12 protein-coding genes are annotated in these 13623 nt (G+C 42.1%); 6 read left to right on the plus strand and 6 right to left on the minus strand.

What is annotated here, in order from left to right; translation table 11 throughout:
* Positions 1-4: 4 nt before the first annotated feature.
* The 4 genes from G476_RS0104720 to G476_RS0104735 form a co-directional block, all read right to left on the minus strand.
* The gene (locus G476_RS0104720) at positions 5-565 is read right to left on the minus strand and encodes a DUF3267 domain-containing protein (protein ID WP_026689065.1); all 561 of its coding nucleotides are present in this window, start codon (positions 563-565) and stop codon (positions 5-7) included.
* 192 nt (positions 566-757) lie between these two features.
* Positions 758-1357, minus strand: coding sequence for an HTH-type transcriptional regulator Hpr (locus G476_RS0104725; protein ID WP_026689066.1), 600 nt, complete (start codon positions 1355-1357; stop codon positions 758-760).
* Between the two features lie 328 nt (positions 1358-1685).
* Positions 1686-2768: a 3-phosphoserine/phosphohydroxythreonine transaminase gene (gene serC / locus G476_RS0104730; protein ID WP_026689067.1), complete on the minus strand. Its 1083-nt coding sequence runs from the start codon at positions 2766-2768 to the stop codon at positions 1686-1688.
* A 158-nt stretch (positions 2769-2926) separates the two neighbouring features.
* Positions 2927-3370, minus strand: coding sequence for an HIT family protein (locus tag G476_RS0104735; RefSeq protein ID WP_342664036.1), 444 nt, complete (start codon positions 3368-3370; stop codon positions 2927-2929).
* 147 nt (positions 3371-3517) lie between these two features.
* Between G476_RS0104735 and G476_RS21270 the strand changes: the two genes are divergently transcribed.
* From G476_RS21270 to G476_RS0104755, 4 genes are all read left to right on the plus strand, one after another.
* A complete protein-coding gene (locus tag G476_RS21270; RefSeq protein ID WP_051314659.1) occupies positions 3518-4690 on the plus strand; it encodes an MFS transporter in 1173 nt (390 codons plus the stop codon).
* A gap of 82 nt (positions 4691-4772) precedes the next feature.
* The gene (locus tag G476_RS0104745) at positions 4773-5519 is read left to right on the plus strand and encodes an ABC transporter ATP-binding protein (RefSeq protein ID WP_026689069.1); all 747 of its coding nucleotides are present in this window, start codon (positions 4773-4775) and stop codon (positions 5517-5519) included.
* Positions 5512-6723, plus strand: a complete 1212-nt coding sequence (locus tag G476_RS0104750) for an ABC transporter permease (protein WP_026689070.1) — start codon at positions 5512-5514, stop codon at positions 6721-6723. The genes G476_RS0104745 and G476_RS0104750 overlap by 8 nt, the downstream gene beginning before the upstream one ends.
* Positions 6724-6870: 147 nt before the next feature.
* On the plus strand, positions 6871-7653 hold the full coding sequence (locus G476_RS0104755) for an EcsC family protein (protein ID WP_245579628.1): 783 nt from the start codon (positions 6871-6873) through the stop codon (positions 7651-7653).
* A gap of 266 nt (positions 7654-7919) precedes the next feature.
* On the opposite strand, the gene G476_RS0104760 is transcribed toward G476_RS0104755, so the two are convergent.
* Positions 7920-9113 (minus strand): M20 metallopeptidase family protein, encoded by a 1194-nt coding sequence (locus tag G476_RS0104760; protein ID WP_026689072.1) that lies wholly within the window; start codon positions 9111-9113, stop codon positions 7920-7922.
* Between the two features lie 94 nt (positions 9114-9207).
* Complete coding sequence (locus G476_RS0104765) at positions 9208-9936, minus strand: cytochrome c biogenesis CcdA family protein (RefSeq protein WP_026689073.1); 729 nt, start codon at positions 9934-9936, stop codon at positions 9208-9210.
* A gap of 346 nt (positions 9937-10282) precedes the next feature.
* Here G476_RS0104765 and G476_RS0104770 point away from each other — a divergent pair, with 346 nt between their 5' ends.
* Both G476_RS0104770 and G476_RS0104775 read left to right on the plus strand, forming a co-directional pair.
* Entirely contained in the window at positions 10283-10789 is a 507-nt protein-coding gene (locus tag G476_RS0104770) for a type 1 glutamine amidotransferase domain-containing protein (protein ID WP_026689074.1), read from the plus strand.
* Between the two features lie 585 nt (positions 10790-11374).
* Positions 11375-13561, plus strand: a complete 2187-nt coding sequence (locus tag G476_RS0104775) for a transglycosylase domain-containing protein (RefSeq protein ID WP_245579629.1) — start codon at positions 11375-11377, stop codon at positions 13559-13561.
* The last annotated feature ends 62 nt before the right edge of the window (positions 13562-13623 follow it).

Below are 13623 nucleotides of genomic sequence, written 5' to 3' on the forward strand. Positions count from 1 at the left end.
GTCGCTACGAGGCTTTTTTGTTCGTAAGAGCAGGGTTTTCACAAAGGATGTGAAAGCCTCCACTGTATTCTTCTACAAAAGAATCCCGTGGTGCTCTTCGGATGTGTTTAAAATATAAGAAATCGTGCATGCAAATACCGATATTTAATGCAGACATGAGCGCTGCATAATGAAGTAAGTGCGGAAAGAGAATGGAGATCACAATCGCTCCAAAAGTAATAAAAACCGCCGGGGAGCAGATGGCTAAGATCGAGACTCGCTTAGGCAACGGTTGTTTGACTGCAAAATATAAAAACGGCCATTCCCTCATTTGAATACCCATGGTGGCTTTTTTCCCTAACATCCAAACTGGTATGCAATGAAGCAACATATGAAGGGGAATGACAGCAAAGAGGCATACGATGAGAAAAGTTACACCGTAGTCCACTAAAGAACCTTCTAAAATAAACGTACTAAACACTAAGTAATACAACAGAAAATAAATCACCATAACTAATCCGGACAATAACCACAGTCTGAAACGACCGATGTCTTGCGATACGGATACTGTTTTCCAGCAATTCATCTGCTCACCTCCTCTTGATGCTACTCTAGTAATTTAAGCCCTGTAGCCAATAAAAGCAAGAGGTTTTTGAGAAAAAATATACTTTATTTTTGTTAAGGTCCTTTTAGTGCATTAAACATGAAAAGAAGCTGACCAAATCAAGGATTACCCCCCTTTAGTCAACCTCTGATATTCGTAAGTATTCAGTGAAGATTATGATGATGTGGTGCTTTCTTTTTTAGGCGGCTCTACGGTCTTTTCAACCGGTGCCAGTTTCCCATCAACTTCTGTAAAGTCACTTTCGATTTTAGACAATGACTTTTCAAATATAGCCATAAAATCCGGACCGTAAATATGTTTTACAATGCTTGTGATCTCTGAAAATTCAGGGAACTTACCGTAGAGTTCTTTAATTGGCAATGAACCACTGTAAACACCATAACTTTCAGGCTTGTAATTTGCCAGCGTTTTTAAGAGAAGTTCTTCACCTTCACTGGTCAAAAATACATACGTATTTCGTTTGTCATTTTGGCGTTTGGAGAACGTAAGCAATCCTCGTTCTTCCAACTTCTTTGAGAAGTTAAAGGCGGTGGATACATGCATCACACCGAATTTGGCGATATCCGAGATGGATGCCCCTTCGAGTTGGTAAGAGATGAGCAAAATGTGGTGTTCGTTAATATTAAGTTCGTAAGGCTTTATCCATGCTTGCCAGTCCTTTTCGATCGACTTCCAAAGTGCTTTACTAAGCTGAGCCACTTTATGACTGAACATGATGGACTGTTTAATGGATTGTGATACTTCTGTATCCATAAGTCCCCTCCATCTTCAACAGAATCCATAAGAAAATTAATATTTTCTAAAAATTCATTATTTTTTTAGGAAAATGATATCTAAATCATAACATAGAGGAAAAGTGTTTAACAATAGCGTATCTGTATTTTCTGAAAATTATTCCCCCTGGGAGTCCAGGGGGAGCTACAAAAGCTGATAGGGGGCGACTTGCGGATATCATCACTCCATGTAGTACATGAGGGGAATTCCCTTTCTCTTTGACGCTTCATCCAAAAAGAATTTTAATAAAGAGTTGTGAAGGTAAAAATGATTTCGATTAGAAATTACATTACTATTATAATGTTAGCTAGCAGCTATGGTTTCTTCTGAATGCATTCATGAAATCATGTAACGCGTTTACGGATTGAAGTGTAACAGCGTTGTACAAGGAAATCCTACACCCACCAATCGAGCGGTGTCCTTTAAGGCCGATAAAGCCTTCTTCTTTAGCATGAGATAAAAACTCTTGCTCCAGTTCCACAGAGGGGAGGCGGAATGTAATATTCATCATGGAGCGACTCAATTGATCGGCATGTGGTTGATAGAAGTGATCTGATTCGTCCATTAATTTGTATAACAAACCTGCTTTTTCAGCGTTGGTTTCATAGATTTTTTCAACGCCACCTTGGTCTTTTAACCAGTCCATCACAAGTCCCATTGTATAGATCGAGAAAGTAGGGGGGGTGTGGTAGAGGGAATCCTTCTTTTGATGGGTAGTGTATTGAAGGATCTTTGGTATGGTGGTGTTGGCATCTTCGAGCAAGTCCTTTCTAACAATGACAATGGTGACTCCAGATGGGCCTGCATTCTTTTGAGCTCCTGCATAGAGGAGGTCGACTTTCGACCAATTTACGGGTTTACTGAAAATATCACTGGACGCGTCGATAAAGACAGGCGTATCCAAGTGTGGCTCAGGGAGAGAGTACCACTGTGTTCCGTAAATCGTATTATTTGACGTTAAGTGGAGATAGGCTGTATTTTCCGAAGGTTCCCACGTATGTATTTCCGGGATGGAGCGGTATTGATCGTGAGCTCCGCTGGCGTACGTGTACGTTTCTCCACATCTACTAGCTTCTTCAAAGGCTTTTTCCGACCATGATCCTGTAAGCACATACCCAGCTTTTTTACCAGGTGTCAAAAAATTCATTGGGAGCATGGCAAACTGAAGACTTGCGCCTCCTTGTAAAAATAAAATGTCATAATGATCAGGTACAGAGAGGAGGTGTTTGATTTTCTCTTTCGTACCAAAATGGATGTTTTCATATTCCTTTGAACGGTGACTCAATTCCATAACAGACACGTCTTTAGAAAACCCTTCTTCTTTCGCTCTTCTCTTTACTTCGCTTGGCAATGCGGATGGACCTGGATTAAAGTTATACACGTTGAACACTCTCCCTCTGCTATTCTTTCATTTGGCTAACAAAACTCTTCTCTATTAGAATGCGAATTCCTTTAAGTTTTTCTTTGTTTGTGTAAATGGAAATAACCGTAATATAAAAGACTGTTCTAAAAGGGGTGTCCTTTGTAGAGCAGTCTTTTTGTGGTTGTTTAATTAGCGGTACGGATTCGTTGTTTCACATCTGAGGCCATTTGAGTGAGCTTTTCCTGAGTATACTCACTACCATGCTCTTTCCAAACGGCACCGAATCCATCTCCTTTCCCATATCGGGGAATGAGGTGGAGGTGATAATGAAACACGGATTGGCCAGCTGCTTTTCCGTTGTTGTTCAGGATATTGAGACCAATCGGCTCAAACTCTGCTTTAAGGGCGTTTGCGATCTTAGGCACTGCTGCAAAAAGGTTACGTGATGTTTCCTCGTCTAACTCATACACATTTTCAACGTGATGTTTAGGGATCACAAGCGTATGTCCTTTCGTGACTTGGCTGATGTCGAAAAAAGCTACAACGTGGTTATCTTCATAAACTTTCGATGCAGGAATATCTCCTTTTACAATTTTGCAAAAAATGCAGTCGGGATTCGTATGCGCCAAAACGATCATCCTTTCAAAAATAGTGGGTTGAACAGTGACTATGTAAAGATTGAGACTATTTTAACACAGAAGAGTCGTAAACAAAAAAGGACATGTCTACTTTACTTCATTCGTTCATAGATTTGGAAGTGGGGAGGCGAGATTAGTATGAGTAACGCAACGTTTTCAAAAACAAAACAAAAAATGGCTCTGTTTTTACTGCTGTTTTTGATTTTTATGAGTATGCACATGCAATTTCCGGTATTGACGCCATTTGCGGTGAGCCTTGGAGCAACAGGATTTGTTGTGGGTCTTATGCTCGGAGCTACCTCCTTTGTTAACCTTTGTGGTAATTTAGTTGCGGGAATTTTCATTGACCGGAGTGGCCCACGAAAGTTTATCATTGTACCCCTTTTCTTATTAGGGCTATCTCTCGCACTACACTTTTTCGCAACCGAAATTTCTCACTTGTTTATCCTTAGAATGGTGAACGGTTTCTTACTTGCGTTTTTAACGCCGGCCTGTATGACACTGTTGTCATCGTTTGCAGACAATAGAAGAGAGCAAAGTAAAAATATGGCCATAAACACACTAATGGTTACTGTAGCGATGGCTATTGCCCCATTCATTGGGGGGAAAATAGGAGAATGGTTTGGTGCATCGTGGACGTTTCTAGTTATTTCATTGGTAATGGTTGTGGCATTTATTCTGGCCAGGAACACGGTTCAATCAAACTTAATCATTCGCTCGTATAAAAAGGAGCCAAGCTACCATTCTCTTCTTAAGCGCAAGTTGCTCCCTGTTTATTTAACAGCTTTTGGAATCATGTACGCACAAGGTACGTTGATGTTTGAACTCCCATTTTTATCAGTAGAAACCGACTTTACCAAGGGAGATGTGGGCATGATGGTGAGTATGGTTGGGGCAGGCACGTTAATCACGCTTGGATTGTTTTTTATTCACTGGATGAGTCCCTACGTAAGAATCTTTATTGGTCTTGCCATGATGTGTGGAAGTTTTGGGTGGGTTTTGTTTTTGGGGCATGTCGCTCCACAAATGGGAGCCCTTTTGTTATTTGGGGCAGGGACTGGTATTATTTTTCCTGCGATGATGACCATGTTGACCGAAAGAATCCCTGAGGAAGCAAGGGGAAGAGGTTTCGCTCTTTTGTCTGCGATCTTTTCTTTGGGGACGATTACAAGTCCTTTTATATCAGGATGGATTAGAGAATTTATTTCCCCATACTTTGTTGCGTGGATTGTTCTTATGATTGTCGTTACCATTATGGGCCTTTTAGAGCAAAAAAAAGAAGCACACCGCACGCTTACTTTAACAGCTTAATCCGTTTATAGGGAAATCCTTTTCTATCGAGGTGAGTTTCGATATAGTTAAAGGATAGATAGAGTGAAAAAGGAGACTGATGATGGATAACGTATTGGAAGTATCGGGGCTGACCGGCGGTTATCAAAGAAGTAAACCGGTATTACATGATATAAATTTCTCCATTCAACCTCATGAAATTGTAGGTTTAATTGGTTTAAATGGAGCAGGAAAAAGTACGACAATTAAGCATATTTTAGGCCTCATGGAGCCTCATGAAGGTGGTGTGAAAATTCACGGTAAGACATTGGCTGAAAACATGGAAGCGTATCGAAGCAAAATGGCCTACATACCAGAGACACCATTACTATACGAAGAGCTTACATTATGGGAACATCTAGAGCTAACAGCCATGGCTTATGGAATTGAAGAAGAAACCTTCAAGAAAAGAGCGGACGAGCTGTTGAAGGAATTTCGTATGGAAAAAATGATCCGTTGGTTTCCTAGCCATTTTTCAAAAGGGATGCGACAGAAAGTAATGATCATGTGTGCTTTTCTCGTAAACCCAAGCTTGTATGTAGCTGATGAACCATTTGTTGGCCTTGATCCACTCGGGATCAAATCTTTTTTGGATCATATGAAAAAGATGAAAGAAAAAGGATGCGGGATCTTGATGAGTACTCATATCCTCGCTACTGCTGAAAAGTATTGTGACCGTTTTATCTTACTTCATGAAGGGCGAATTGTTGTAAAAGGAACAATGGAGGAGTTAAGGCAACAGCTACAACTACCAAACGCGGATCTGGATGATATTTATGTCGCTGTCACAGAGGAAGGTCGTCATGGATAACGTAGGAAACCTCTGGAGAAGTAGGCGAGCTGAATATTGGGGTATGGCGATTAAGTACTTGCGCCTGATCGCAAATAGCGGTTTTTTGTTTACCATCTATTTATTGTTTATTTTCGGTAGCTATTATTACGGAGAATTTTTGCTGTGGCTACCAGAAGACTTTCCGACTGTTTGGGTATTTGTTGCTTTATTTTCCTGGCTCGTGACACGAGGGCGTGTTCGTACCTTTGTAAAAGATGCGGATCTTGTTTACTTGCCACCTTTGGAAAGCAGAATGAAGCCTTATTTTCGATCGTCAATTCTTTATAGTTGGATGATGGAAACATTTTGGTTGGCACTGCCTATTCTTGTCCTTGCACCGTTGTTTTTTCACCGACTGTCCGACTCGGGAACATTGTTACTCGCCATTTTAGCTTTGCTAAGTGGACTGAAGCTGTGGAACCTAGCCTCAGGCTTTGAAGAGCAACGCTTTCAGGAGAATAGTAAAGTCATTAGTCACACGGCCCTAAGGACGGTTCTTAACGTGAGTATGGTAGTGGCTCTGTTTACGTTTCAACCGTTATGGGTTGTCGTGATTTTAGCTTTGATTCTTTTAGTTCTGTACTTGTTTTATTTTAATAAAATTAACGATAGCCACGCCGTGAAATGGGACAGACTTGCAAGGATCGAAGACAATACAGTGATGACCTTTTACAGGGTGGCGAATTCTTTTACAGATGTACCTCAATTAAAAGCGGCCGTCCGACCTCGACGCTATTTAAACAGAATGTTCAAGGGAATGAATTACGACCAAAAGAATACGTATTTGTATATGTACAGTCGCTCGTTCGTTCGGTCAAATGATTACTTTGGCATTTTTATAAGGCTGACCTTTCTTGGTAGTTTGTTTCTCTCGATCGTAACGCTTACATGGGGGCTGTGGGTCATTAGTGGGTTGTTCATTTACATGACAGCGATTCAGCTAAAGACATTAAAGGCTCACTTTAGAACAAGTCAAATCATTGACCTGTATCCGGTCTCCTATGAAGAGAGAACAAGGGCTCACTTAAAGCTCATGAATGTGTTGCTCGTGTTTCAGGTGGTTGTGTTTTTCATCGTTTCAATTATCGCTCACGGTCTTACAGAGGCTGTCTCTGTCTTCATCGCCGCTGCTCTAGTCGCGTTTATCTATCCGAACGTTATTATGAAAAGGCAATCAGCATAAAGTAGAAAGGATTGAGCTTTGTTCAATGTCTTTCTAAGCAATGAGGGTAATAGTTGCTTATTTTGAAGGCGACTTCGAGTGGTTTTCTCGTAACAGGCTCGCAATCTAGTGGAGCGAGGGCCATTCAAATCAAGGGAGTAAAAAAAGGTGGGGTCTACTTTTTTCGGTGGCCTCAAAGGAGGGCTTGTTATCACCTATTCAGAAAAGGTAGAACGGGAGATGGCAAGGTTTGAAAGAAACGTATACAAAAAGTCATCCATGCCACAAACTGTGGCAAAACGATGGCAGCGAACGATCAATGAAAAGGTACCTGAGAAGATCCATCAAGTCGTGTCAGAGAGTGTTCGACAAATGATTCGAGCAACGTTAACCGGTACAGCTTATCTATCTGATCAAGAGGTGCTACCCGAAGGATCTCTTATGGAGCGGGAAAAGCGACTCGAAGAGCGGAAGACAATGTATAAGCGTACGGCAGCTGTCGAAGGTGCTGGTACCGGAGCTGGAGGAATATTGATGGGCTTTGCAGACTTCCCCCTCTTGTTAACGATTAAAATGAAGTTCTTGTTCGATGCTGCCAAAATTTACGGTTACGATGTCGAGGATTACGATGAACGTCTCTACTTATTACACGTGTTCCAACTCGCTTTCTCAAAAGAAGGCGCTCGTATCCAAGCGTATGAGAAACTTGTGAATTGGGATAAAGAAAAGGGAAGTAAACCCCAGGTACAAGCGTATCAGAACATCGATTGGAAGACATTTCAGCTCGAGTATCGTGACTTTATCGACTTGCCAAAAACACTACAGCTCATCCCGGGCTTCGGGGCAATTGTTGGGGCTTGGGCAAACTACCACTTTCTAGATCTTCTAGCTGAGAACACGAAGCATGCTTTTCGAGTTAGGTGGCTTGAAGAGGGTGGGGAGTTTGAATAAAGCATTGTTCTAATAAACGGAATGGTAGTCTTGATGCGGATTAGCGAGGTGTGGGGAGAGATTGCCGGCTTGGCCCTGTTTATTTACCGGATGGCCTTTGGGGATTAACGGCTTTTTAATACCCATTAACGGGTACCGACAGGCTTTCTAACGGATGAGCTTCACTCTACAGAGAGTATAAAGACGGTTGGATGAAGTTGATACAAACCATCGTTTACATTAGTAAAAAGGTTGATCCGAATGTTCGGATCAACCTTTTTTATGGTTTATACGTTTACTGCATTGCTTTTTTCACCTACATAGTGAAAGGCAAGAGTGGCTAATGATTTTGCCGCAATGACCATGGCACGCTCGTCGAAGTCGAACTTTGGATGATGGTGAGGATAAGGGTTAACTGTATCAGGGTGCTTTGCACCAGTAAAGAAGAACGCTCCTTTGGCGTGATGAAGGTAGTAGCTGAAGTCTTCGCCGCCCATTTGCGGTTTCGCGTGTTCGACTTCTTTAACGCCGTCTACAGAAGCGAGCTTTTCAGCTACAAGCTGGGCCTCGGTCTTATGGTTGATTAGAGCTGGATATCCTTTTTTGTATCGGTATGAAATATCGGCTCCAGTACTTAAAGCTGTTCCTTCTGTGATTGCTTTGATTTCTTCTTGGATTTTTTCTTGAACTTTTTCGTCAAACGTACGGACGGTTCCGATGAGCTTGGCAGAATCGGCGATCACGTTGAAGGCGTTCTTTGCTTCAAAAGAGCCTATGCTTACAACGGCTGGATCTAGAGGATCAATTCTTCGACTTACGATTTGTTGAAGAGATTGAACAAGCTGAGAGCCAATCACGATGGAGTCTTTTGTGTCGTGAGGTTGAGCACCATGCCCACCTTTTCCTTGAATGTCGATTTCGAAACGATCGGCAGCTGCCATTAAGGGACCTTCGTTATATTGAATCTTTCCAGTCTCTTCAGTTGCCCAAAGGTGTGTTCCAAAAACAACGTCCACACCTTCCATACAGCCGTCATCAATCATAGCAATAGCGCCACCGGGAGCTTGTTCCTCTGCATGCTGGTGGAAAAATTTAATGGTCCCGTGAATGGACTCTTTTTGTGATGAAAGGACTTTTGCCAATACTAAAAGGGTTGCTGTGTGTCCATCGTGGCCACAGGCGTGCATGACACCGGGGACGGTAGAACGGTATGCAACGTCTTTTCCGTCTTCAATCGGTAGAGCATCAAAATCGGCTCGGAGTGCAACCGTAGGACCTGGATGTGCCCCTTTCAAGGTTGCCACAACCCCTCGTCCGCCTACTTTCGTTTGTACATCTAATCCTAATTTCGTGTGGTAGTTTGCAATATAGTGTGGAGTTTTCACTTCCTCGAAAGAAAGCTCAGGATACTTGTGAAAGTGTCGACGGATTTCAACCATTTCGTCAAAGTGATTTTCCAGCTTAGAAAATAAATCGTTCATATTTGTGATTCTCCCCTTTTTAGTTGGAATGTTCAGAAAAAATATAGTATAGAAACACCTCTGTCTAAATAGACAGAGGTAAGATTACCGAGTGTTAAATCCCAAAAGGAATGTAGTTAGCAAGGTACGCGGTAATGCGATTAAAAAGACCGGAGAAAAGCATAATACCTAAAATGATCATGATGATACCGCTCGTTTTTTGGACGATCGGCAAGTAGCGATTCACGTTTCGCATTTTGTTTAATGATTTAGAGTATAACAGACCTACTAGTAAAAAGGGAATGCCTAACCCAATAGAATAAAAGAGAAGAAGGGTCATTCCTCCCCACATGGTGCCGCTTGAAGAGGCGAGGGCAAGGATTGAACCAAGAACGAGCCCAATACATGGGGACCATGCGGCAGCAAACACCAATCCAAACGAAATGGATCGTAGAAAGCTTGCTGCTTTCTTTGGTCGATTGATTCTTCGCTCTTTCATCAAGAAAGAGAAGCTGAATACACCTGTTAGCTGTAGTCCGAAGAGAACAATGATGATACCTCCTAGTTGTTCAAGGAGAGTCATGTTTTGAATAAACAGTCGTCCAAAAAATGTAGATGATGCTCCCAGCACAAGGAAGATCGATGTAAACCCTATAATAAAGCCAATACTTCTTGATAAGATGAGCTTTCTGTCTGCGGCAATTTCATTGTTTGAAATATTTGCTCCTGTTAATTGTGCCAAGTAGGCGGGCACAAGGGGAAACACGCAAGGAGATAAAAAGGAAACGACTCCTGCAAATAGAGCGATCCACATCGATAAAAACGATAATTCATTGATAGTCATGGTGAACCTCCGTCCGATTCGTGATGAAACCACTGCAAAGGTTCGAGCAGTGCTTTTTTTAAGCAATGAGCTTACCGGATGCCTGTTTTAAAAGCCTAGTACGAATGGACTTTTCATAACAGGGGCGCAACCGGGTGAAGCCATTGCCATTCAACTAAAGGCACTGAACGAGTTGGGGCTTACTACTAATTCAGTGACCTCCTAAGATTGTCTACAGCCATTATATTCGTTTTAATAGCAATAATAAACCATGTCACAGGATTGTTGGAATTAAAAGGCCTATGTTTTGTCCATTTCGGTCCAGGGTAAAGCGAGACTAGGACTTATTTGAAAGGGTGTTGTGAAAATGAGTAAAATTGCTTGTGTACTTACAAACATGTTTGAAGACTCGGAGTATACGTCACCGAAAGAAGAGTATGAAAATGGCGGACATGAATTGATGGTCATCGGCAGTAAAGCAGGGGACACAGTCGAAGGAAAAAACGGCGAGGCAAAGGTGAAAATTGATTTAGGGATTGATGATGTAAACCCTGAAGATTTTGACGCATTGTTTATTCCCGGTGGTTTTTCACCGGATATTTTACGAGCCGACGATCGTTTCGTCACCTTTGCAAAACATTTCGTTTTAAAAGACAAGCCGATCTTTGCTATCTGTCATGGCCCTCAATTGCTCATCACTGCTGACGTGTTACGAGGCAGGAAAGTAACTGGATTCAAGTCGATTCATGTGGATTTAAAGCTTGCAGGTGCAAACCTCTTTGATGAAGAAGTAGTCGTGTGTGGCAACTTGGTTACAAGTAGAACACCAGACGATTTGCCCGCGTTTAACAGAGAAAGCGCCAAGTTGCTATAAGTGGGCACTGAAAAAGTATGTTGGATAACCTTTTCAAAAAGGTTGGATGCGTCGCTCTTTTTTATGGAGCGGCGTTTTTTATAGTGTAGGAATGTATGTTTTTTCTTGCCTGTCGGTTTGGCATCCAGCACCTATGAGCTATATGTCCTTTCATTACATCAGAATACATTCTAGTTTAGGCGAAGAAACCGTGTTCTGATGTTTCTAGTCATTATCGTACTACTAGACATAGTGCGAAGCTCTCTTCCTTTTAATGTGAAAGTCAGTTGTCAAAAAAACTTCTTAAACTACAATACGCCTCATCATAAATCAAAAAACCTCTCGCTCTTACAATATAAAGCCATCGTATGAAACCTTTCTTGTCAAAACTCGTATATAATTTAAGGTACCCTAGGTTCTGAAACGTTTTAAGCTAACATACTCACAATTAATTTGGCAAATACTACAAAACAAGTAAAAATGGTGTATCCACATCATTGGGAAAAAAGATGTCGTCCTCATTCACCCGATGACCTTTAACTAGAGAATCCTGTGTTTTTTGGACAACAATTACTTAGAACATTTAAATGAAAAGGAGGACGACGAATGAGGAGAAAACGAAGAATGAGAAAAAAGTACTTAATGTTAGGCGTTATCGCAGTTACTAGCATGTTTGCCCTAGGGATTATTCTATATCTCTCCATTCTAATATACGGCAATTATACAATTGACAATACAAAGTTAGTGATGAATGAAGCTACTGTTCTAATAGATATAGATGGAAATGAAATTACCAAGCTATTTGAAGAAAACCGCCAGCTTGTAACGAAAGATGAAATTCCTGACCATGTTAAAAATGCGTTTATTGCTGTAGAGGATCAGCGATTCCATAATCACCAGGGAATTGACTTCAGAGCGATTGGACGAGCGTTATATCGGGATATTTTAGCAGGAAGTAAGGTTGAAGGTGGCAGCACGATTACACAACAGCTTGCAAAAAATACGTTTCTCGATCATGAAAAGACGTGGCTTAGAAAGACAAAAGAAGTACTCATTGCCGTGAATTTGGAGAAGAGGTATTCAAAAGACGAAATTCTGGAGATGTATTTGAATCGAATCTATTTTGGTCACGGTGCATATGGTATTCAAGCCGCAAGTGAAATGTATTTTAACAAACATGTAAGTGAACTTACGCCTGATGAAGGGGCCTTACTAGCCGCTCTTCCAAAGGGCCCGAACGCCTATTCACCGATTAACAATCCGGAGCGAAGCAAACAAAGAAGAGATCTTGTGCTTACCCTTATGGAACGACAAGGCTATTTGACGGCTGATGAAACCGTGCGCCTGCAGGGGAAGACGATACCAACCACAACCCATACGATGACGAAAGAGCCTGCCTTTGCTTCGTATGTAGACCTTGTTTTAGAAGAAGCAGAAAAAAGGTACGGCCTTACTCGTGAAGAGGTGTTAAGAGGGGGCTACACAATAACAGTCCCTATGGACCTTGAAATGCAAAAAATCTCATACACTCAATTTAAAGATGAACAATCGTTTCCGCAAGGTGGACCTGATCAAGAAGTTGAAGGGGCTTTCGTTCTTTTAAACAATGAGACGGGTGGTGTTGTTGCAGCCCAAGGTGGGAGAGAGTTCGTTTCCCAGCATTTAAACCGCGTAAATGCCAAGCGTCAACCTGGTTCGACTTTTAAAGTGCCTAGTGTCTATGCACCTGCTCTTGAATCAGGGGACTTTACACCATACAGCCTCTTGGAAAACAGAGAAGGGATCAGTCATGACGGTTATACGGTAAGAAATTCTTCCGGACATTATTCTGAATCCCTTATCATGTACGATGCCATCAAAACGTCTGCCAATGTTCCTGCTGTTTCCGTACTGAACGAAATCGGTATACCGGCATCCAAGACGTATCTGGATAAACAACAGGTTTCACTTAACGAGAACGGCTTAGCAATCGCTTTAGGTGGTCTCGATGAAGGGATTACACCAGTTGAAATGGCTTCCTTGTATGTCCCTTTTTCAAATGGAGGCACGTATTATGAACCTCATTATATCGAACATATCATCGATCGGGAGGGAGAGGAACTGACAGGAACACCACTTTATTCTCAGGAAGTCCTGTCTGTTCAGAATGCATGGCACCTGACCCGAATGCTAGAAGCGGTCGTTCAAGAGGGAACTGCTACTGCTGGTACTTTTGAAGGTGCGTTAGCCGGGAAAACCGGGACAACCTCTTACACTGATGTTGATGGGGGAGTGAGGGATCTCTGGTTCACGGGATATACCCCTGAATATACAGGTGCGGTTTGGATGGGATACGATATTACCGACCATAATCACTATCTGACCGACTCGAGTGCCGTTCCTGTTCGTTTGTTTAAATCAATGCTTTCTGAAGCTTCCCAGACCGGCCTGCTTGAAGCCGTTGCATTTGAGAAACCGGATGGCGTTGATGATTTAGAAGAGCCTATCCGTTTCGTGGATATCCATGATCTTCAAGCAGATATTGTAGTGAGTTGGAACGGGGCACATGTGGATTTGAACTGGACGGGCAGTGAGGATGGTCGTCTTCACTACAGAATTTATGAAGTGAATGGATCGGATTTAAGGGAGGTAGGAACAGTCGTAGGTGAAAACGAGTTTACTGTTAAGCGAGTAAATCCGTTTTCCGCAAATGAGTATGTGGTGGTTCCTTACAGCCCCCAAACCGAGCTGGAGGGACCGCCTTCCAATAACGCTGAAGTGAGCTGGAGCTTGTTTTCAAGAGATGCTTCCTGAAGTAAGTAGGTTGAAGGTTGAATTATACATGCATGCCCGGTAGGAGAATTTTCTCCTGCTGG

Source organism: Alteribacter aurantiacus DSM 18675 (assembly GCF_000429705.1).
In the GTDB taxonomy this organism is placed as follows: Bacteria; Bacillota; Bacilli; order Bacillales; family Salisediminibacteriaceae; genus Alteribacter; species Alteribacter aurantiacus.

Bases quoted from the DNA above. Each gene is read 5' to 3' on its own strand.
- G476_RS0104745 (WP_026689069.1), top strand. From the start codon at position 4,773: ATGGATAACGTATTGGAAGTATCGGGGCTGACCGGCGGTTATCAAAGA.
- G476_RS0104760 (WP_026689072.1), bottom strand. From the start codon at position 9,113: ATGAACGATTTATTTTCTAAGCTGGAAAATCACTTTGACGAAATGGTT.
- G476_RS0104725 (WP_026689066.1), bottom strand. From the start codon at position 1,357: ATGGATACAGAAGTATCACAATCCATTAAACAGTCCATCATGTTCAGT.
- G476_RS21270 (WP_051314659.1), top strand. From the start codon at position 3,518: ATGAGTAACGCAACGTTTTCAAAAACAAAACAAAAAATGGCTCTGTTT.
- G476_RS0104770 (WP_026689074.1), top strand. From the start codon at position 10,283: ATGAGTAAAATTGCTTGTGTACTTACAAACATGTTTGAAGACTCGGAG.
- G476_RS0104775 (WP_245579629.1), top strand. From the start codon at position 11,375: ATGAGGAGAAAACGAAGAATGAGAAAAAAGTACTTAATGTTAGGCGTT.
- G476_RS0104765 (WP_026689073.1), bottom strand. From the start codon at position 9,936: ATGACTATCAATGAATTATCGTTTTTATCGATGTGGATCGCTCTATTT.
- G476_RS0104750 (WP_026689070.1), top strand. From the start codon at position 5,512: ATGGATAACGTAGGAAACCTCTGGAGAAGTAGGCGAGCTGAATATTGG.
- G476_RS0104720 (WP_026689065.1), bottom strand. From the start codon at position 565: ATGAATTGCTGGAAAACAGTATCCGTATCGCAAGACATCGGTCGTTTC.